16 protein-coding genes are annotated in these 19,582 nt (G+C 73.9%); 10 read left to right on the top strand and 6 right to left on the bottom strand.

The window, feature by feature from the left end:
* Positions 1 to 140: 140 nt before the first annotated feature.
* Positions 141 to 1,370, bottom strand: coding sequence for an MFS transporter (locus P3T41_RS21495; protein WP_280691609.1), 1,230 nt, complete (start codon positions 1,368 to 1,370; stop codon positions 141 to 143).
* 375 nt (positions 1,371 to 1,745) lie between these two features.
* Positions 1,746 to 2,501, bottom strand: coding sequence for a MerR family transcriptional regulator (locus P3T41_RS21490; protein WP_280691608.1), 756 nt, complete (start codon positions 2,499 to 2,501; stop codon positions 1,746 to 1,748).
* A gap of 153 nt (positions 2,502 to 2,654) precedes the next feature.
* On the opposite strand from P3T41_RS21490, the gene P3T41_RS21485 reads away from it, so the two are divergent.
* From P3T41_RS21485 to P3T41_RS21460, 6 genes are all read left to right on the top strand, one after another.
* Entirely contained in the window at positions 2,655 to 4,196 is a 1,542-nt protein-coding gene (locus P3T41_RS21485; protein ID WP_280691607.1) for an NAD(P)/FAD-dependent oxidoreductase, read from the top strand.
* On the top strand, positions 4,193 to 5,137 hold the full coding sequence (locus P3T41_RS21480; protein ID WP_280691606.1) for an alpha/beta hydrolase: 945 nt from the start codon (positions 4,193 to 4,195) through the stop codon (positions 5,135 to 5,137). Before P3T41_RS21485 ends, P3T41_RS21480 begins: the two co-directional genes overlap by 4 nt.
* Complete coding sequence (locus tag P3T41_RS21475; protein ID WP_280691605.1) at positions 5,134 to 6,030, top strand: SDR family oxidoreductase; 897 nt, start codon at positions 5,134 to 5,136, stop codon at positions 6,028 to 6,030. The genes P3T41_RS21480 and P3T41_RS21475 overlap by 4 nt, the downstream gene beginning before the upstream one ends.
* A gap of 115 nt (positions 6,031 to 6,145) precedes the next feature.
* Entirely contained in the window at positions 6,146 to 7,195 is a 1,050-nt protein-coding gene (locus tag P3T41_RS21470) for a glycosyltransferase family 2 protein (protein WP_280691604.1), read from the top strand.
* A gap of 46 nt (positions 7,196 to 7,241) precedes the next feature.
* Positions 7,242 to 8,015 carry an SDR family oxidoreductase gene (locus P3T41_RS21465; RefSeq protein ID WP_280691603.1) on the top strand — a complete coding sequence of 258 codons (774 nt, stop codon included), beginning with the start codon at positions 7,242 to 7,244 and terminating at the stop codon, positions 8,013 to 8,015.
* 114 nt (positions 8,016 to 8,129) lie between these two features.
* Positions 8,130 to 10,031: an ABC transporter ATP-binding protein gene (locus P3T41_RS21460; protein ID WP_280691602.1), complete on the top strand. Its 1,902-nt coding sequence runs from the start codon at positions 8,130 to 8,132 to the stop codon at positions 10,029 to 10,031.
* Here the strand turns inward: P3T41_RS21460 and P3T41_RS21455 are convergent.
* Positions 10,004 to 10,672: a lysophospholipid acyltransferase family protein gene (locus P3T41_RS21455; RefSeq protein WP_280691601.1), complete on the bottom strand. Its 669-nt coding sequence runs from the start codon at positions 10,670 to 10,672 to the stop codon at positions 10,004 to 10,006. The genes P3T41_RS21460 and P3T41_RS21455 overlap by 28 nt on opposite strands.
* 104 nt (positions 10,673 to 10,776) lie before the next feature.
* Between P3T41_RS21455 and P3T41_RS21450 the strand changes: the two genes are divergently transcribed.
* A complete protein-coding gene (locus P3T41_RS21450; RefSeq protein ID WP_280691600.1) occupies positions 10,777 to 12,354 on the top strand; it encodes a Na+/H+ antiporter in 1,578 nt (525 codons plus the stop codon).
* Between the two features lie 15 nt (positions 12,355 to 12,369).
* Here P3T41_RS21450 and P3T41_RS21445 read toward each other — a convergent pair whose 3' ends face one another.
* Positions 12,370 to 13,407, bottom strand: coding sequence for a glycosyltransferase family 2 protein (locus P3T41_RS21445; protein WP_280691599.1), 1,038 nt, complete (start codon positions 13,405 to 13,407; stop codon positions 12,370 to 12,372).
* An 805-nt stretch (positions 13,408 to 14,212) separates the two neighbouring features.
* Here P3T41_RS21445 and P3T41_RS21440 point away from each other — a divergent pair.
* From P3T41_RS21440 to P3T41_RS21430, 3 genes are all read left to right on the top strand, one after another.
* A complete protein-coding gene (locus P3T41_RS21440) occupies positions 14,213 to 14,479 on the top strand; it encodes a hypothetical protein (RefSeq protein ID WP_280691598.1) in 267 nt (88 codons plus the stop codon).
* Positions 14,480 to 14,590: 111 nt separating this feature from the next.
* Positions 14,591 to 15,013, top strand: a complete 423-nt coding sequence (locus tag P3T41_RS21435) for a YjbQ family protein (RefSeq protein ID WP_280691597.1) — start codon at positions 14,591 to 14,593, stop codon at positions 15,011 to 15,013.
* An 8-nt stretch (positions 15,014 to 15,021) separates the two neighbouring features.
* Positions 15,022 to 15,243 carry a hypothetical protein gene (locus P3T41_RS21430; protein WP_280691596.1) on the top strand — a complete coding sequence of 74 codons (222 nt, stop codon included), beginning with the start codon at positions 15,022 to 15,024 and terminating at the stop codon, positions 15,241 to 15,243.
* 99 nt (positions 15,244 to 15,342) lie between these two features.
* Here P3T41_RS21430 and P3T41_RS21425 read toward each other — a convergent pair whose 3' ends face one another.
* Positions 15,343 to 18,387 (bottom strand): SMC family ATPase, encoded by a 3,045-nt coding sequence (locus P3T41_RS21425; RefSeq protein ID WP_280691595.1) that lies wholly within the window; start codon positions 18,385 to 18,387, stop codon positions 15,343 to 15,345.
* On the bottom strand, positions 18,384 to 19,553 hold the full coding sequence (locus P3T41_RS21420; RefSeq protein ID WP_280691594.1) for an exonuclease SbcCD subunit D: 1,170 nt from the start codon (positions 19,551 to 19,553) through the stop codon (positions 18,384 to 18,386). The genes P3T41_RS21425 and P3T41_RS21420 overlap by 4 nt, the downstream gene beginning before the upstream one ends.
* Positions 19,554 to 19,582: the final 29 nt, after the last annotated feature.

Here is a 19,582-nt window from a genome sequence, read left to right as displayed (position 1 = left end):
GGCGGAAGGCGGAAGGCAGAAGGCAGAAGGCAGAAAGCAGAAAGCAGAAAGCAGGAGGCAGGCGCAGGTCGGCCGGCACACCACGCAGCGCCGGCCCGCCGAGCGTGACTGGGAGCTGGGAGCTGGGAGCCGGCGGAGCCTCAGACCGTCGAGAGGACGGCCTGATCGGCGGGTTCGGGCCGCTGGTAGCGGCGGCTGGTCGCGGTGCCGGCCGCCAGCAGCAGGGCAGCGCCCGCCGCCGCGCAGGTGACCCAGAACGGTGCGCCCGGGCCACTGCGGGCCGCGGCCCAGCCCGCCGCCACGGTGCCCGCCGACTGGGCCAGGGTGATGCTGCTGACCAGGCCGGCCATCGCCTCGCCCAGCCGCTCGGTGGGCACCGTCCGCTCGACCAGGCCGAACATCGTGATCATCTGCGGCGCCACGGCCAGTCCCACGCAGCCCACCGCCACCGCGAGCCCGCCCAGCGTGTGCCCGAGCAGCGGCAGCACCAGCGCGGCGGCCAGCAGCAGGACGGTGCCGGCCCGCAGCCTGGCGGGCAGGTCGAAGCGGGCCGGCAGCGCCGCCATCGCGATGCCCGAACAGGCGCTCACCGCGCCCATCAGTCCGTAGACCAGCCCGGCCGCCCCGGCATGGCCCAGGTGCCCGGTGGTCGCGGTGACCCCGACCTGGATCGAGCCGAAGACCACGCCGAGCAGCGCGATCCCGGCCAGCAGCAGCCCGTACGGCACGCTCAGCAGGCGGGCCGAGGTCCGCGATGGGCCGCCGCCCCCGGTGCCCGGCGCCGCCGTCGGGTGCCGGGCGAAGAGCGTGCCGCAGACCCCGACCAGGGCGGCCGCCAGCAGCAGCCCGGCGGCCGGGTCGATCAGGGTGGCCAGCACGCCGACCACCGCCGGACCGCTGGTGAAGCTGATCTCGTCGAGCAGGCCGTCCAGCCAGAGGGCCGCCGCCGTCTGCTCCTCCTGTCCGTCCGCCAGCCAGAGCCAGCGGCTGCGCGAGAGCGGGCCGACCAGCGGCACCGAGAGCCCGACCAGCGCGGCGAGCGCCAACTGCCAGCCGAACGCGGCGTGCTCCCGCACGGCGGCCACCAGGGCGAGGATGGCCAGCGCGTTGACCCCGGCGGCGACCAGGCCGACCCGGCGCTGACCGTGCCGGTCGGCGGTCCGGCCGACCACTGGCCCGCCGGTGGCCTGACCCAGGGCCAGGGCGCCGGCGACGGCCGAGCCGCGCCAGACGCTGCCGGTCTGCTGGCTGACCATCAGCAGCGTGCCGATCGCGCACATCGCGGCCGGCAGCCGCCCGAGGAACGACCAGGCGAGCACCTGGCCACCCGTCAGCTCGACGGCCGAACGGCACTTCCCCACGGCACTCATACGCTTTCGAGCCCCCAGCCGGGCCGACTCGGGGCGCCCGCCTCCCCGCCGTCGGCCCACGGGTGATCGTCCAGCGGGTGGCTTCGACCTTAGGGGCGGCTATGCACGGAGGGTAATCGTACGATCATCCAGCAGGTTCGGGCCGAGCGCGGCGATAGGTCGTACGCACCGGCACTGCGCGAGGTGCTGCTCCGTGCGCCCTGGGGCCTGTCGTCAAACCCCCTTCTGCTCGGCGACGCCATGCACGCGCTCTCGCCGCACCGGGCACAGGCCCGAGTACGCCCAGTACGAGGGCCCGCGCCCGGCACGCCGAGAGCACGCACCTGACGCCGCCAAGCCGCCCTGCGGGCGACGAAGGGGGTTTGACGACAGGCCCTAGCGTCGTCGGCGCAGCAGCCCGTCGTACTCGGCGTGCACCCGGCGGTCCAGCGCGAGGCCGAACTGGGCGTCCGCCACCGTGCGGGCCAGCGGGCGGATCCGGGTGACCTGCTCGGTCAGGTGGGCGGCCTCGCCCGGCGGCAGCGGCTGGTCGGCGGCCAGCGCGGCGAGCAGCTGGTCGCGGATCAGGCCGACGAAGACCTCGGCCATCGCGTCCGCGTACTCCTGCGCCTTGCGGCTGGCGTCCAGCACGGCGGCCAGCGGGATGTCCTCCTCGATCAGCGCGACGGTGGCGTCCATCAGCCGCCGGCTGACATGGGTGATGCCGTCGTCGGTGACCGTGATGTACCCCTGGGCCAGCGACTCGGCGGTGTTGGCCTCGGTGAGCTGATCGCCGAAGGCGTCGCGCAGCTCGTCCCAGCTCAGCGAGACGGGGGTCTCGTCCGACCAGGGGGAGATGATCGCGGCCTCCAGGCCGATCAGCTCGGCCACGTCCCGGCCGCGCTCGCCGGCGCCGATCAGCTCGGCGATGCCGCCCAACGTGTGACCGCGCTCCAGGAGTTCGGCGATCACCCGCAGCCGGGCCAGGTGCGCCTCGCCGTACCAGGCGATCCGGCCCTCCTTGCGCGGTGGCGGCAGCAGCTTGCGCTCGCGGTAGAAGCGCAGGGTGCGGGTGGTGATGCCGGCGGCCGCCGCGAGCTCCGCCACCCGGTACTCGCGCGGACCGGCCGCTTCGCTCTCGATCTCCGCCACGTCGTCAGCATAGGGCGCCAGGGGCGGGAAATCGGCTCGGTCGGACGTCTTCCTAGACGCGCTGTCAACAGCTACCCTGCCAATCGTGCCAGTAATCACTGGCGCGATTGGCCTCCTCGTACGCTTAGGCGCCCCCCAGAGAGGACCCGCCGCATGGCAGCCAGCAGCTCCGAGCAACGCACCAGCCCGCAGTCACCCGACGCCACCCCGCACGTCAGTGTCGCCGTGATCGGCTCCGGCTTCGGCGGAATCGGCGCCGGCGTGCGGCTGCGCCGGGCCGGCATCACCGACTTCGTGATCCTGGAGCGGGCCGACGCGGTCGGCGGCACCTGGCGCGACAACAGCTACCCGGGCTGCGCCTGCGACGTCCCCTCGCACCTCTACTCCTTCTCCTTCGCGCTCAACCCCGACTGGCCGCGCAGCTTCTCGGGACAGGGGGAGATCCGCGCGTACCTGGAGCGGGTCACCGACACCTTCGGCCTGCGCCCGCACCTGCGGCTGAACCACGAGGTCACCGAGGCCCGTTGGGAGGCCGAGCGGACCCGCTGGCGGGTCACCACCACGGGCGGCGAGTGGACCGCCGACGCGCTGGTCTCCGCCACCGGGCCGCTCTCCGACCCGTCCGTCCCCGAGGTGCCGGGGCTGGCCGAGTTCCCCGGCCAGGTCTTCCACTCCTCGCAGTGGGACCACGACCTCGACCTGACCGGCAAGCGGGTCGCGGTGGTCGGCACCGGCGCCTCCGCGGTCCAGATCGTGCCCGCGATCCAGCCCAGGGTCGGCAAGCTGACGCTCTTCCAGCGCACTCCCGGCTGGGTGCTGCCGAAGATCGACCGGGAGATCAGCGCGCTGGAGAAGCGGGTGCACCGGGCCCTGCCGGCCACCACCGCGCTGCGCCGGGCGGCCCTCTTCGCGACCCGCGAGCTGCAGGTGGACGCCTTCGTGCGCCGCCCGGGCGCGCTCAAGCTGGTGCAGAAGCTGGCCGAGCGGCACCTGGCCCAGCAGGTCCGCGACCCGCGGCTGCGGGCCAAGCTCACCCCCGACTACCGGATCGGCTGCAAGCGGATCCTGCTCAGCCAGACCTACTACCCGGCGCTGGCCGCGCCCAACAGCGAGGTGGTGGCGTCCGGGCTGCGCGAGGTGCGCGGCTCGACCCTGGTGGCGGCCGACGGCAGCGAGCACCAGGCCGATGTGATCATCTTCGGCACCGGCTTCCACGTCACCGACATGCCGATCGGCGCCAAGGTCTTCGGCGACCAGGGGCAGAGCCTGGCCGAGGAGTGGAAGGAGGGAATGGAGGCGCTGCGCGGCTCCACCGTGCGCGGCTTCCCCAACCTCTTCTTCGTGATCGGTCCGAACACCGGGCTCGGCAACAGCTCGATGATCCTGATGATCGAGTCCCAGCTGAACTACCTGATCGACGCGCTCAGCACGCTGCGCTCGGTGGGCGCCACCGCCCTGCAGCCCACCGAACGGGCCCAGCGGCACTGGAACCAGCGCCTGCAGCACAAGATGTCCCGCACCGTCTGGACCACCGGCGGCTGCCGCAGCTGGTACCTGACCGAGGACGGCAAGAACACCACCCTGTGGCCCGGCTCCACCGGCGCCTTCCGCCGCGCCACCCGCCGGATCGACCTGGCCGAGTACGACCTGATCAAGCGTCAGGTGCCCGCCGCCCCCGTGGAGGTCCACGCGTGAACCACTCCGATCTCGTGCTGCCCGAGCCCGCCGAGCGCCTGCGGGTCCGCTCCGCCGACGGCAGCTGGCTGAACGTCGAGGCCTTCGGCCCCGCCGGTGCCCCGACCGTCGTCCTCTCCCACGGCTGGACCTGCAACACCGCGTTCTGGGCCCCGGTGGTCAACCGGCTGGCCACCGACCACCGGGTGATCGCCTACGACCAGCGCGGCCACGGCCGCAGCGACATACCCGCCACCCGGGACGGCTACTCCACCCAGGCCCTGGCCGAGGACCTGGAGGCGGTGGTCACCCGGGTGCTGCCCGAGGGGGAGCGGGCCGTGCTGGCCGGTCACAGCATGGGCGGGATGACCATCATGGCGGCCGGCGGCCGCGGTGCGGTGGCCGCCCGGACGGCGGCGGTGCTGCTCTGCAGCACCGGCCCGAACGACCTGACCGACCTGCTGCTCCTGGTCCCGCCGGCGGTGCGCGCACCGGCCGTGCGGCGCCTGCTGCACCGTCAGGTCCTGCAGTCCCGGCTGCCGCTCGGCCCGGTCACCGGCCTCTCCAAGGCGCTGCTCAAGTACGGCACGATGGGGCCCGCCACCCCCGCCGAGCGGGTCGCCGCCTGCGCCGCCATCGTGCACACCTGCCCCACCCCGGTGCGCGCCCACTGGGCGCGGGTGCTCGGCGAACTGGACGTCCGGCCCGGCCTGACCATGATCGAGGCGCCCACCGCGATCGTGGTCGGCAGCCACGACAAGCTCACCCCGCCGGTGCACGCCCACGCCATGCGCGCCGCGCTGCGCCGGTCCGACGGCCTGACCGAACTGCCCGGCGTCGGGCACATGGCCCCCGTCGAGCGCCCCGACGAGGTCGGCGCCGAGATCCGCCGCCTCGTCACCACGTACCTGACCACTGACCGGACCACTGACGTGACCCGCGAGAGGATCGACGTCGCATGACTGTTCCGCCGCTGAACGCCCAGGTCGTCGTGGTCACCGGCGCCGCCCGCGGCCTCGGTGCCCTGATGGCCCGCCGGCTGGCCGACCGCGGGGCCCGGGTGGCCCTGGTCGGCCTGGAGCCCGCCGAGCTCAAGGCCGCCGCCGAGCAGTGCGGCCCCGAGGCCAGCAGCTGGGAGGCCGACGTCACCGACCTGGTCGCGCTGAGCGCCGTGGCCCAGCAGATCAAGGAGCGCTACGGCCGGATCGACACCGTGGTGGCCAACGCCGGCATCGCGATCGGCGGACCGCTGCTGGACAGCGACCCGGCCGCCTACAGCCGGGTGATCGAGGTCAACCTGCTCGGCAGCGTCACCACCGCCCGCGCCTTCCTGCCCGCGCTCACCGAGACCCGCGGCTACCTGCTGCAGATCGCCTCACTGGCCGCGATGACCCCCGCGCCGCTGATGAGCGCCTACTGCGCGAGCAAGGCGGGCGTCGAGGCCTTCGCGCACGCGCTGCGCGCCGAGGTGGCGTACCAGGGCGTCAAGGTCGGGGTCGGTTACCTCAGTTGGACCGACACCGACATGGTGCGCGGCGCCGACCAGGACGACGTGATGCGCGAGATGCGCGCCAAGCTGCCCTGGCCGGCCAACCGGACCTACCCGATCGGGCCCGCGGTGGACCGGCTGGTGGCCGGGATCGCCCGCCGCTCCGCGCACGTCTATGCCCAGGCCTGGCTGCGCGGCATGCAGCCGGTGCGCTGGATCCTGCCGCCGCTGGTCGCCGCCGTCGGCTCCCGCGAGGTGGCCCGGATGGCCCCCCGGCTGGCCGCCACCGCCGCCGCCCGGCTGCGCCCGGTGGGTGCGGGCGGGGCCGCCGACGAGGCGTCCCGGGGCAGTCGGGCCGAGCGGTAGGATCGGCCGTCGTCCCACCGTCGGCCGGTCGCTCTCCGGTGACCGGCCACCGGCCGATCGCACGCCCTCGATCGTCCGATCGCGCCCCCTGATCGTCGAAAGGCCCGCGCAGCCGATGGCCCCTCGCCTCTCCGTCGTCGTCCCGATCTACAACGTCGAGCGCTACCTCGAGGAGTGCCTCGACTCGATCGCCACGCAGACCTTCGAGGACTTCGAGTGCGTCATGGTCGACGACGGCTCGACCGACACCAGCGCCGCCATCGCGAAGGTGTACGCCGCCAAGGACGCGCGGTTCCGGCTGGTCCAGCAGGAGAACAAGGGCCTGGGGGCGGCCCGCAACACCGGCTGGCGGCACCTGACCGAGGGCACCGAGTACCTGGCCTTCGTGGACAGCGACGACACCCTGCCGCCCGGCGCCTACCAGCTGATGATCGGCACGCTGGACAAGACCGGCTCGGACTTCGCGGCCGGCAACGTGCTGCGCTTCCGCTCCACCGGCTCCTACCAGTCCGGCGCCCACGTCAAGCCGTTCCGGCAGACCCGGCTGAAGACCCACGTCACCGAGCTGCCGTCGCTGGTCACCGACCGCACCGCGTGGAACAAGGTCTACCGGCGCGACTTCTTCGACGGCGCCGGGATCCTGTACCCCGAGGGCATCCTGTACGAGGACGCCCCGGTCAGCGTGCCGCTGCACTACCTGGCCGGCGCCGTGGACGTGCTCGCCGAGCACATCTACCACTGGCGCGAGCGCGAGCTGGACGACCCGTCGATCACCCAGGGGCGCACCAACCCCAGGGGCCTGGTCGACCGGGTCCGCTCGATGGAGCTGGTCCGCGAGTGGCTGCTGGCCCGCCCCGAGCCGAAGTTCGCCGAGCACCTGCGCTCCTACGACCACAACTGCCTGGTCGAGGAGATCCCGATGTTCTTCTGGTGGGTGCCGGACGGCGACAAGGCGTACCGCGCGCTCTACCAGCAGCACGTCAGCCGGCTGCTGGAGGCGATCGGCGTCGAGCGGATCCGCGACCTGCGCACCCCGCTGCGGGTCAAGTACCAGCTGACGTTGGCGAACCGGATGGACGAGTTCGTCGCGCTGCAGCGCTTCCACCGCCTGTACCGGCGCCGGATGCGCCAGCTGCGGGCCCGGGCGGCGGCCGCGAAGGCCTGACGACCCGTCAGTGACGCGGGTCGGCGCGACCCGCTAGCGTCGCGCCATGACAACTGCTCTCATCACCGGCGCGACCGCCGGTATCGGCGCCGCCTTCGCCCGCCGCCTGGCCGGTGACGGCCATGACCTGGTGCTGGTCGCCCGCGACACCGAGCGGCTGACCGCGGCCGCCGCGGCGCTGGCCGACCGCTTCGGCGTGCGGACCGAGGTGCTCACCGCCGACCTCGCCACCGAGGCGGGGATCGGCGCGGTCGAGGAGCGGCTGTGGGACGGCGAGCGACCGATCGGGATCCTGGTCAACAACGCCGGCTTCGGCAACAAGGGCGCCTACCTGAGCGTCCCGCTGGAGCAGGAGCTGGACATGGTCAAGGTGCACATCGAGGCGGTGCTGCGGCTGACCACGGCGGCGGTGCCCGGGATGCGCGAGCGCGGCTTCGGCGGCGTGGTCAACGTGGCCTCCGTCGCGGCCTTCGTGCCGCGCGGGACCTACGGGGCGAGCAAGGCCTGGATGGTCAACTTCACCCTGGGCGCGGCACGCGACCTGGCCGGCAGCGGGGTGCGGCTGCTGGCGCTCTGCCCCGGCTTCACCCGTACCGAGTTCCACCAGCGGGCCGGCATGGGCACCAGGAACATCCCGGCCTGGGGCTGGCTCTCGGCCGAGCGCGTGGTGGACGAGGCGCTGCGCGACCTGGCCCGGGGCCGCAGCCTGTCGGTGCCGAGCAGGCGGTACAAGCTGGTGGTGGCGATCGCCCGGCTGCTGCCGGCGGGCGGGCTCGGCGGCCTCTCCTCGAAGGCGGCCCGGACATATCGGGCGGACTGACAGTGTTCTGTAGACCGAAGTGGGGAGGCTCGGAATAACGAGTGGGCGTAGCTCATTATTAGGTCAGCTAACAATGAGCTATCCTCTTCATATCGCCGTCCCCTCGGAGGTTTCATGAGGCCCGACACCATCAACTGGACACCGCCCGCCCGCGAACCGGACGAGCCGCGCCCACCCGCGCAGATGCGCCGGATCCTGGCGCTGTTCCGTCCCTATCGAGGGCGACTGGCGGTGGTCGGGCTGCTGGTCGGCGCCTCCGCCGTGGTCTCGGTGACCACCCCGTTCCTGCTGCGCGCCGTACTCGACGTGGCGATACCGCAGGGCCGCACCGGCCTGCTCAGCCTGCTCGCGCTCGGCATGATCGCGGCCGCCGTGGTCAACAGCGTCTTCAACGTGCTGCAGACGCTGATCTCCACCACCGTCGGCCAGCGGGTCATGCACGACCTGCGCACCGGCGTCTACACCCACCTGCAGCGGATGTCGCTGGCCTTCTTCACCCGGACCCGCACCGGCGAGGTGCAGTCCCGGATCGCCAACGACATCGGCGGCATGCAGTCCACCGTCACCTCCACCGCCACCTCGCTGGTCTCCAACCTGACCAGCGTGGTCGCCACCGTGGTCGCGATGGCCGCGCTGGACTGGCGGCTGACCGTGGTCTCGCTGCTGCTGCTCCCGCTCTTCGTCTGGATCAGCCGCCGGGTCGGCAACGAGCGCCGCAAGATCACCACCGAGCGGCAGCGGCAGCTGGCCCGGCTCTCCTCGGCCGTCCAGGAGTCGCTGTCGGTCAGCGGGATCCTGCTCGGCCGCACCATGGGCCGCTCCGGCTCGCTCTCCCGCGAGTTCACCGAGCAGAGCGACGAGCTGGCCGAGCTGGAGGTCCGCGCCAGCATGGCCGGGCGCTGGCGGATGAACGTGATCCAGATCGTGATGGCCGCGATGCCCGCCGTCATCTACTGGGCGGCCGGCCTGGCCGCGAGCGGTGGCGCGCCGATCGTCTCGATCGGCACCCTGGTCGCCTTCGTCACGCTCCAGCAGGCGCTCTTCCGCCCCTCCGTCCAGCTGCTCTCCACCGGCGTGGACGTGCAGACCTCGCTGGCGCTCTTCCAGCGGATCTTCGAGTACCTGGACCTGCCGGTGGAGATCGCCGAGCCCGCCGACGCGGTGCGCCTGCCCGCCGTGCACGGCGAGGTCCGGTTCGACCACGTGGACTTCGGCTACGACCCCGAGCGCCCGGCCGGCACGCTGGCCGACATCGACCTGACCGTGCCGGCGGGCAGCTCGCTGGCCCTGGTCGGCGAGACCGGCTCCGGCAAGACCTCGCTCAGCTACCTGGTGCCGCGCCTGTACGACGTGACCGGCGGCCGGGTCGCCATCGACGGCGTGGACGTGCGCGAGCTGGCCTTCGAGACGCTCTCCTCGGCGGTCGGCGTGGTCTCCCAGGAGACCTACCTGTTCCACGCCTCGGTCGCCGAGAACCTGCGCTTCGCCAAGCCCGACGCCACCGACGAGGAGCTGGTCGAGGCCGCGCGGGCGGCGCAGATCCACGACCACATCGCCGGTCTGCCGGACGGCTACGACACCCTGGTCGGCGAGCGCGGCTACCGCTTCTCCGGCGGCGAGAAGCAGCGGCTGGCGATCGCCCGGACCATCCTGCGCAATCCGCCGGTGCTGATCCTGGACGAGGCCACCAGCGCGCTGGACAACCAGACCGAGCGGGCGGTCCAGCAGGCGATCGACGCGCTGGCGGTGGGGCGCACGACGATCACCATCGCGCACCGGCTCTCCACGGTCCGGCAGGCCGACCAGATCGCGGTGCTGGACGCCGGCCGGGTGGTGGAGCTGGGTACTCACCAGGAGCTGCTCGACCGCGGCGGCCGCTACGCGGCGCTGCTGCGCCGGGAGGCACCGGGGGAGGGCGAGCCGGCGGGGGTCGGGGCGGCGGCGGTCGGGGCGGCGGGCGGCGAGCCGGTCGCCGTGGGCGCCTCGGCTCAGGCGGCCTTGGGCGACTCGTTGTAGACCTCGGCGAGTTCCTGCCCGGACAGCTCGTGGATCGCGGCCATCACCTGGTCGGTCACCTGGCGGCGGACCTTGGCCGAGCGGGCCTGGCCGTGCAGCTCGGAGAAGTCCAGCGGCTCACCGAAGCGCACCGTCACCTTGCGCAGCCGGGGCCGGCGCCTGCCCACCGGCAGGATCTCCTCGGTGCCCGCCAGCGCCACCGGCACCACCGGGACGCCCGCGGTCAGCGCCAGCCAGGCGACGCCCGTCTTGCCCCGGTAGAGCCGCCCGTCCAGCGAGCGGGTGCCCTCGGGGTAGATCCCGAAGGCGTTCTTCTCCTCCAGGATCTCCAGCGCGGCGTTCAACGCGGCCTGGGCGAGGTGGATCTCGCCGCGCTGCACCGGGACGGCGTCGATCGCCTTGAAGAAAGCCCGGGACATCCGGCCCTTGAAGCCGGTCCCGGTGAAATATTCCGCCTTGGCCAGGAAGCTGATCGGACGTGGTGCCGTGAGCGGGATCACCACGCTGTCGATGAACGACAGGTGGTTGCTGGCCAGGATCACCCCACCCTTGCGCGGCACGTTCTCCAGGCCCTCGACGGTCGGCCGGTAGACGGCCTTGGCGAGCGGCTTGAGTACGAGCTTGGTGACGATCTTGATCATGCGGACCCTCCCCGGGCACCCGGTCCTGGACCGTCCCGGCGCCGACTGACACGTTTTCTAGAATGACCTTTCATACCATCAGCTAGGCAGGAGGACGCGGCAGGGTGAGCGGAGTCACGACGGTCCTGTTGCTCGTGGTGCTGGCCACGGCGGTCGCCACCGGGGCCCGGCACTGGAGCATCCCGGCGCCCTCGCTGCTGGTGGTGGCCGGGGTACTGGCGGGCCTGCTGCCGTTCATGCCGCGATTCCAGGTGCCGCCCGAGGTGATCAGCGTGGTGGTGCTGCCGCCGCTGCTCTACGCCTCCGCCGAGGAGATCTCCTGGCGTGAGCTGAAGGCGGTCTGGCGGCCCGTCACCCTGCTCGCCCTCGGCCTGGTGCTGGCCGGCGCCTTCACGGTCGGCGCGATAGCCGCCTGGCTCACCCCGCTGCCGTCCTCGATGGCCTTCGTGCTGGGCGCCGTGCTGGCCTCCACCGACCCGGTCGCGGTCACCGCGCTCGGGCGCAAGCTCTCGTTGCCCGCCCGGGTGCAGACCCTGGTGCAGTCCGAGAGCCTCTTCAACGACGCCACCAGCCTGGTGCTCTTCAAGGTCGCGGTCGGCCTGGCGACCACGGCCGGGGCCCTGTCGCTGCCCGCCGCCGGCGGCGAGTTCCTGCTGCTGGCCGGTGGCGGCGCGGCGGTCGGCGGCCTGCTGGCGGGCGTAATCGCGGCGATCCGGGCCCGCACCGAGGACCCGGTGCTGGAGACCGTGATCGCCCTGGTCACCCCGTACGCCGCGTACGTGGTGGCCGAGGACCTGCACACCTCGGGAGTCACCGCCGTGGTGGTCGTCGGCGTGGCGCTGGGCGCCCAGGGGCACCGGCTGACCAACGCCCGGATCCGGCTCCAGGTGCACGCGGTCTACCGCACGGTGGTCTTCATGCTGGAGAGCGTGGTCTTCGCGATCATCGGCCTGGAGCTGCCCGGGCTGCTGCACGACCTCACCGCGGCCGAGGGCGGCTGGTTCTGGCAGGCGCTGCTGATCGCCGTGGCGGTGCTGCTGATCCGGCTGATCTGGGTCTTCCCGATGGCCTGGTTCCTGCAACGACGCCGGGCCGCGGCCGGCGGTCCCCCGGTCAACTGGCGGGTGCCGGCGGTGATGACCTGGGCCGGCACCCGCGGCGTGATGCCGCTGGCGGCGGCGCTGACCATCCCGCTGCTGGGTCCGGACGGCGCCCCGCTGCCCTATCGCGAGCTGGTCCTGGTGCTCACCACCGCCGTGGTCGCCTGCACCCTGATCGTCCAGGGCTTCACACTGGCCCCGGTGGTGCGGGCCTCCGGCATCGCGCTGGAGCCGGAGGCCACCGCGCGGGAGGAGGCGCGGGCCGCCAAGGCGGTGCTGCGGGTCGCGCTGGAGCGGTTGGAGTCGATGGTGGACGCCGAGGCGGTCCAGGAGGTGGTGGCCGAGCGGATGCGACGCGACCTGGAGGCTCGCCTCGACCACGCCCGGATGCGGCTCTCGGACGAGGAGCCGCCCGAGGACGAGGCCACCGTGCTCGACTACCGCCGGCTGCGGCGCGACCTGATCGCGCTGGAGAGCGGCGAGCTGCACCGCCTGTACGCCGACCGGCGGATCACCGAGGCCACCCGGGCGGCCCTGCAGCACGCGCTGGACCTGGAGGAGGCGGGGTTGGGGGAGGCCTGAAACGCTCGGCCGCTCTCAGCCGCGGCTTCCGCGCAGGCTCGCCTTCAGGGTGCGCGGTAGCCGCCCCGCCCGGCGCAGTTCGTCGTAGCCCAGGCGTGCGTCGCGGGCCGCGAGCCGGTACCGCACGCCCTGCACGCCGCCCGGGTAGCGGTAGCCGGGCGGGCGGTGGGCGGCGAAGTGCGCGGCGATCCGGTGGAAGAAGTCCCGGCGCAGCTCGGCGGGGACCAGGCCGGGCGTGTCGTAGATGGTGAGCGCCTGCCGGACGGTCCGATCGAAGACCAGGCCGCGCAGGTCGGCGAGGTCGGGGCGGCGGTCCAGGAAGGCGAAGATCGCCTCGTACTGGGCGAACGCGTCGGCGTGCTTGGCGGAGGCGGTGGCGGTGATCGCACCGGGGCGGCCGCGGCGGTAGTTGTAGCAGTCGCGGTCGAGGTAGCGCAGGCGGCGGGCGGCCAGCAGGGCCGGGTAGGTGACCGAGATGTCCTCGTAGAAGCCGCGGCCGAAGGAGACGTCCAGGCCGTCCAGGTACTCGCGGTAGAAGATCTTGTTCCAGACCGAGAGCACCGTGCGCAGCAGCGCCGGGTGCTCGCGCAGGGTGGCGCCCTCGGGGCGCTCCAGCGGCGAGCCGGCCAGCAGGTGGCGCCAGGGGTTGGGCTCGGTGCTGTCGTCCGGGTAGACGTGGCTGAAGCCGGTCAGCAGGACGTCCAGCTCGCCGGGTCGCTCGGCGCGCAGTTCGGTGAGGACGGCGTCCAGAGCACCCTCGGGAAGCCAGTCGTCGCTGTCCACGCACCAGAGGTAGCTGCCGCGCGCCTCGGGCAGCGCGGCGATCCGGGCGCCGCCCAGGCCCTGGTTCTCGGTGAGATGCAGCACCCGCAGGCGCGGGTCGCGGGCGGCGTAGTCGTCCAGGATCGCGCCGCAGCCGTCGGGGGAGCGGTCGTCGACCGCGATCACCTCGAAGTCCTCGCTCCGCTGGCCGGCCAGGATCGAGTCCAGGCAGCGCGGCAGGAACTGCTCCACGCCATGGACGGGGACGACGATGCTGAGGAGGGGAGGCACGTCCGTCACTCTATCGAGGCCGTGGAACGCGCCGGCACGGCGGTGAAATGCTTCCGGCATGTCACGGCACGACGCCGGACACGACGGGCGCCGGTGCCGCGCCGAAAGCGGCGACACCGGCGGCCGTTGGCGGCCTGGCCGACCCTCAGCGGCCGGCCGCCGATCCTCCACCGCCTGAAGCCGGGCCGCCGCGACATCGGGGCGGCCGGACAGTGGACCCAGGAAAGTGGTGGAAGCTCTATGTTCACCAGTCGAAACCTTGAGTGAGAATACTGTGATCCCGCCCACTCGTGCTGGCTCAGAACAGATACTGCTTGGACATAACGGGCGCGTCAATCCCCCGTGAGCATTCAGTTTCCGAAAGCTGACCGGCCTGGAGACGCGCCGGGCGGCAGGGTGCGGCCCGGCGCGTCCCGGCGCGTCCCGGCGCGGCTCGGGTGGGCTCGGGTGGGCTCGGGTGGGCGGTTCCGAAGGCTCGCTGGTCCGGCCGGTCCGGCCGGTCCGGCCGATCTGACGGTCTGTCGGTCTGACGTCACGTCAGGGCACGGGTTCGACGGCCCGTCAGAAACCTCGTCGGCGCTGCGGAAGTGACGTGGACGTGGCGAATGCCGACCGGGATCGGGTGGTTTGCCCGGATCGCGGACGCTTATCGATGCTCAGTCGTGACCGAGCCAGGGGTCCCTGATGCCACGTGAGTTGTCATCACGCGATACGGTGACTGAACACCAGGACGGTTGCGTGAGGACCGTCTCTCACGGATAGTCTTCGCCTCACGGCCCTGGCGCCTCGTAGGGGTGGGAAAATCATGGAACAGATGCAAGTGCGGAACAGGCCCCGCGTGCCGGCCATTCAGTGCGGCGTGGGCACGACCGGGCGGCGCATCGAGCGCCACCTGTCCGTACTCGGCGCGCCTGCCGTCCCCGTGGTCGACACCGCGGAGGCGCTCGGCCTGATAAGAGAGCTGACGCCTCGTGGCGTGAGCCCGCATGCCGCGCCGCGCCGCACCACTCGGGTGCTGCTGCTGGCCCCGCTGCGGCGACTCAAGCGCAGTCTCTTCGGCAGCCGGGGGTAGGTCACCCGGCCGGTGCCAGGTCGCCGGGCGCCGTCGACGGGAGTTGAATCCCTGTCCCGCCGTCGGCGACCACGCTTGTCGCCGGCCCGGCCCGCGACGGAGGATGGCGCCATGGCCGACACCTTCCAGACCCGGACCTTCGAGATCACCACCGGCGACCGCGAGGTCGCCCTGGACATCACCGACCGCTGCGCGGACTTCCTGGCTGAGGTCGCGCCCGGCCGGGACGGCCTGCTCAACGTGTTCGTCCCGCATGCCACCGCCGGCGTGGCGGTGCTGGAGACCGGCGCCGGCAGCGATGACGACCTGCTCGCCGTGCTGCGCGACCTGTTGCCCGCCGACGACCGCTGGCGCCACCGCCACGGCAGTCCCGGCCACGGTCGCGACCACGTGCTGCCCGGCCTGGTCGCCCCGCACGCCACGTTGCCGGTGATCGACGGCCGGATGGCCCTCGGCATCTGGCAGTCGGTGGTGCTGATCGACACCAACCGCGACAACCCGCGCCGGACGGTGCGGCTCTCGTTCCTGGGATGATGGGTGGCATGACCGACGCCGGCGAGAGCACCGACACCTCCTACTGCGCTGCCCCGGCTGCGGCCGACGCCACCCTGATCGCCCTCGCCGCCGCCGACCCGGCCGCCGGCCCCCGCGCGGACTGCGTCCTGTGCGGCGAGCCCACCGAGTTCCCGGCGGGTACGCCGGGCAGCACCCTGTGCGCCCGCTGCGCCTGGCAGCAGGCGCAGCGCGGGGCCTGCTCGGGCTGACGGCGAGCAGCAGTCGGCGGGCGCCGTCCGCGCCGTCCGAGGCGTTCGCGTCATCCGCGCCGTCCGAGGCGGGCACCTCCGGCCGGTCGGGGAGTCGCGTCAGGCCGCGTCCGGCCCGGTGAGCTGCAGGGTCGAGCCGTGGCGGGACTTGCGGACCAGCAGCTGGGTCGGGATCCGCTGGCGCAGGTCGGCGACGTGGCTGACGATCCCGACCGCGCGGTCACGCTCGCGCAGCCCGTCCAGCACGTCCATCACCTCCTCCAGGGCCTGCTCGTCCAGGGTGCCGAAGCCCTCGTCGATGCAGAGGGTGTCCAGCGGCATGCCCCCCGCCTCGTCCGTCACCACGTCGGCCAGGCCCAGGGCCAGGGCCAGGGAGGCGAAGAAGCTCTCGCCGCCGGAGAGCGTGGCGGTGTCCCGTTCCGTGCCGGTCCAGGCGTCGACCACCAGCAGGGACAGGCCCGAGCGGCGGCTGCCCGGGCCCCGCTCGTCGCTGTGCACCAGGGTGTAGCGGCCGCCGGACATCCGGACCAGGCGGGCACTGGCCGCGGCCGCGACCTGCTCCAGCCGGGCGGCCAGCACGTAGGACTCCAGGCGCATCTTCAGGCGGTTGTCGCCGCTGGTACCGCCGGCCAGTTGGGCCAGCCGGCTGATCTCGCCGAAGGTCGCCAGCCGTGGGCCCAACTCGGTGGCCAGCCCGCCGAGCTGCTGCCCGAGCCCAGCCAGGGCGGTGCGCCGTTCACGGGCCTCGTGCTCGGTGGCGGCCGCACCGCGCAGCGCGGCGACGGCCTGGCGCAGCGCCTGCTGCGCACCCGGCGGGTCGGCCGGCGGCAACGCGGCGGCGGCCGCTGCCTCGGGGCGGGCCAACTCGTCCTGGACGGCGCGGCGATGGGCGGCGCGCTCGGCCAGCCGGTGGCGCAGTGCCGCCAGCTGTTCGGCGGGCAGCCCGGCCGCCGCTGCCTGATCCGGGCTCGCGAAGCCGGCGTTGCGCGCGGTCAGCGCCAACTCCCGCTCGGCCTCGCGCAGCTGGGCCGCCGCCTGCTCGGCGGCCCTGGCTGCCTGGGCGGTGCCGGCGAGGGCGTCCGCGAGCCGGCCCAGCCGCTCGGCGCGGGCCGCCACCGACGGGGCGTCGCCGCGCGCCTCGGCGACCCGCTCGGCCAGCTCGGTCCGTTCGGTGGCCAGCCTCTCCAGCCGGGCGGTCCGGGCGGCCACCCGCTCGCGGTTCTCGTGCAGTTGGGTGCTGTAGTGCTGCTGCTGGCGCTCCAGCCGCTCGCGCTCCTGCAGCAGCGCGGTCAGCTCCTCGGCGCCGCGCAGCGCGGCGCGGTGCGCGAGGGTCAGCTCGTCCAGGCGTGCGCCGATCGCGGCGACCAGCTCCTCGCCGGCGGTCGCCTCGGCCGCGGCCGCCGCGACCCGGAGCCCGGTCAGCTCCTCCTCGGCCGCCGCGGCCTCGTGCTCGGCGCGCTGCTGGGCCTCGACCGCGGCCCGCTCGTCGGCCGCGCGGACCGGTGCGGCGGTGGGGGCGGCCGGCGCCGGGTGCTCGCTCGCGCCGCAGACCGGGCAGGCCTCGCCCGCGCGCAGCCGGTCGGCCAGCTCGGCGGCCATCCCGTCCAGCCGGCGTTGCCGCAGGTCCAGGGTGTGTTCGCGGGCGGTGAGCGCGACCCGCTGCAGGCTCAGCAGGGAGCGCTCGGCGCGCTCGCCGGCCGCCCGCAGCTCGTCGCGCCGGTGGGCGGCGGCCAGGCAGTGCTCGGCCTCCTCGCGCCGGCCGCTCAGCTGCTCGGCCCGGGCGGCGGCGGCGCGCGCCGTCTCCTCGCGCAGCGCCCGGCTCTCGGCGGCCAGTTGCTGCTCGGCCAGCCAGCGCTCGGCCTCCTGGGCCAGTTCCTCGGCCTGGCGCAGCTCGGCGGCCTCGCGCCGCTGGTCCGCCGCCAGCGCGGTGCCGCGCCGCTCGTCGGCGGCCGCGGACTCCAGCCGGCCGATCGCGGCCCGTACCTCACCCTCGACCTTGGCCAGCAACTCGACGGGGGCGGCGACGGCCTGCGCCGGATCCCAGAGCGCCGCGAGCCGCTGCCGGCTCCGCTCCTCGCCCGCCCGGGCCCCCTCGTCGGCGATGGCCGCCGCGCGGCGCCCCCGCAGTGCGGACTCGACCGCGAGTGCGGCCTGGGCCAGCGTCAGCCGGCGCTGCTCGGACTCCTCCTGCTCCCGGGTCGCGGCCAGCTCGGTGGCCTGGCGCAGCGCCTCGGCGTGACGCTGCTGACGGCCGGCCAGCTCCTGTTGGACCGTCAACTCGCGCTCGGCGGCCAGCTGGCGCGCCTCGGCCCAGGTCAGTGCCGAGGCGCTGACCTGGGCCCACTCGGTGGCGTCGGTGCGCAGCAGGGCGGCCCAGCCGAGCGCCGCCTGGGTGAGCGCGCCGTCGTCGGTGCCCACCTCGCCTTCGGCGGGCAGGAACGCCGCGGCGGGGCGGGCCGCCGGACCCGCCGCCTGCTCGATCCGGCTGACCAGCTCGCGCAGCCGGCGCCGGTCGGCCTGGACCGCCGTCTCGTGGTCACGGCGCCGCTCGCCGAGCCAGGCCTCCAGCCGGCGGTAGCGCTCGGTGTCGAAGAGCTTGCCGAGCAGCTCGGCGCGCTGGGTCGCGTCGGCCTTCAGGAAGCGGGCGAAATCGCCCTGCGGCAGCAGCACCACCTGGCAGAACTGCTCCCGACTCATCCCGATCAGCCGCAGGATCTCCTCGCCGGTCTCCTGGTGCGACTTGCTGGCCGCCCGCCAGCCCGGCTCGCCCCGGTCGCCGTCCGCAGCCCACTCGCGCAGCAGGGTCTGCGCCTTCTCGATCGTCCAGCCGCTGCCGCGCTTCTTCGGGCGCGGCTGCTCGGGCAGCCGGGTGATCTCCAGGCGGCGGCCGCCCAGCGTCAGCTCCAGGGTGACCTCGGTCAGGCATTGCGGGTCGGCGTGGTCGCTGCGCACCCGGTTCGCCCGGCGGGTGCCGGGCAACTCGCCGTAGAGGGCGTAGCAGACCGCGTCGAGCACGCTGCTCTTGCCCGCGCCGGTGGCGCCCCGCAGCAGGAAGAGACCGCCGGCCGCGAGCGCGTCGAAATCCACCTCCTGGCGGCCGGCGAACGGGCCGAAGGCGGTGAGGGAGAGCCGGTGCAGTCTCATCGGGGCAGCTCCGCCCGCTGCTCCTGGTCGGTGCGGACCCGCTCGAACCCGTCGCGCAGCCAGTCGCGCTCGCGCGGTGCCAGCTCGACGCCCGGGCGGACATGGCGCACGAAGCTCTCGGCCACCTCCAGTTCGGCGCGCCCGCGCACCCGCGAGGCGTAGGAGGCCGGGCTCTGGTCGGGTGCCCGCTCGGGTTCGAAGAGCAGCTGCAGGGTGTGCGGGAACCGGCGACGCAGCCGCTCCATCGGCTCGCTCGGGCGGGCCGGGTCGGTCAGCGTGACCTGGACCCAGGACTGCTCGTGCTCGGCCAGCTCGGGGTCGCCGAGCAGCTGCTCCAGCGGGCCGCGCAGGCAGGCCAGCGGGCGCGGCACCGGGCAGTCGATCCGCTCGGCGGCCACCGAGCCGTCGGCGGCCAGGTCGATCAGCCACATGGTCTTGCGCTGGCGGGCCTCGGAGAAGGAGTAGGCGAGCGGGGAGCCGCTGTAGCGCAGGTGCGGGGCCAGGGTCTGCGCGCCGTGCAGGTGGCCGAGCGCCGCGTAGTGCACGCCGTCGAAGACGCTCGCGGGCACGCTCGCCACGCCGCCCACCGCGATGTCCCGCTCGCTGTCGCTGGGCGCGCCGCCGGTGACGAAGGCGTGCGCCAGCACCACCGCCCTGGTGCCCGTGGGGCGGACCGCCAGATCAGCCCTGACCTGGTCCATCGCCGCTTCGAGCACGGCCGCGTGCCCGCCGCGCGGCAGGCCGAACCGCTCGCGCACCAGCAGCGGCTCCAGATACGGCAGGCCGTAGACGGCGACCTCGCCGTGCCGGTCGGCGAGCAGCACCGGGGTGGCGCAGGAGTCGGGATCGGTCCGCAGGTGGATGCCGGCCCGCTCGATCAGCCCGGCGCCGACACCCAGGCGCCGGGCCGAGTCGTGGTTGCCGCTGATGAAGACCGTCGGCACGGCGAGGTCGGCGAGCCGGTGCAGCGCCTCGTCGAAGAGCGCGACCGCCTCCAGGCCCGGCAGCGCCCGGTCGTAGACGTCGCCGGCGACCAGCACGGCATCGACGTCGTGCGCCTCGACCACGGCCACCAAGTGGTCGAGGAAGGCGCGTTGGGCGTCGTGCAGGCTCTCCCGGTGGAAGGAGCGGCCCAGATGCCAGTCGGAGGTATGCAGCAGTCGCATGGCCCCGACCCTAGCGGGGAGCCCTGACA

The sequence above is a fragment of the Kitasatospora sp. GAS204B genome, assembly GCF_029892155.1.
Taxonomy (GTDB): Bacteria; Actinomycetota; Actinomycetes; order Streptomycetales; family Streptomycetaceae; genus Kitasatospora.
This window is presented reverse-complemented; position numbering and strand designations above follow the sequence as displayed.

What these genes read in the sequence shown, in the direction of transcription:
- P3T41_RS21420 (WP_280691594.1), bottom strand. Translation starts at nt 19,553, where the DNA reads ATGCGACTGCTGCATACCTCCGACTGGCATCTGGGCCGCTCCTTCCAC.
- P3T41_RS21455 (WP_280691601.1), bottom strand. Translation starts at nt 10,672, where the DNA reads ATGATCAAGATCGTCACCAAGCTCGTACTCAAGCCGCTCGCCAAGGCC.
- P3T41_RS21470 (WP_280691604.1), top strand. Translation starts at nt 6,146, where the DNA reads ATGGCCCCTCGCCTCTCCGTCGTCGTCCCGATCTACAACGTCGAGCGC.
- P3T41_RS21465 (WP_280691603.1), top strand. Translation starts at nt 7,242, where the DNA reads ATGACAACTGCTCTCATCACCGGCGCGACCGCCGGTATCGGCGCCGCC.
- P3T41_RS21460 (WP_280691602.1), top strand. Translation starts at nt 8,130, where the DNA reads ATGAGGCCCGACACCATCAACTGGACACCGCCCGCCCGCGAACCGGAC.
- P3T41_RS21495 (WP_280691609.1), bottom strand. Translation starts at nt 1,370, where the DNA reads ATGAGTGCCGTGGGGAAGTGCCGTTCGGCCGTCGAGCTGACGGGTGGC.
- P3T41_RS21440 (WP_280691598.1), top strand. Translation starts at nt 14,213, where the DNA reads ATGGAACAGATGCAAGTGCGGAACAGGCCCCGCGTGCCGGCCATTCAG.
- P3T41_RS21485 (WP_280691607.1), top strand. Translation starts at nt 2,655, where the DNA reads ATGGCAGCCAGCAGCTCCGAGCAACGCACCAGCCCGCAGTCACCCGAC.
- P3T41_RS21430 (WP_280691596.1), top strand. Translation starts at nt 15,022, where the DNA reads ATGACCGACGCCGGCGAGAGCACCGACACCTCCTACTGCGCTGCCCCG.
- P3T41_RS21425 (WP_280691595.1), bottom strand. Translation starts at nt 18,387, where the DNA reads ATGAGACTGCACCGGCTCTCCCTCACCGCCTTCGGCCCGTTCGCCGGC.
- P3T41_RS21475 (WP_280691605.1), top strand. Translation starts at nt 5,134, where the DNA reads ATGACTGTTCCGCCGCTGAACGCCCAGGTCGTCGTGGTCACCGGCGCC.
- P3T41_RS21435 (WP_280691597.1), top strand. Translation starts at nt 14,591, where the DNA reads ATGGCCGACACCTTCCAGACCCGGACCTTCGAGATCACCACCGGCGAC.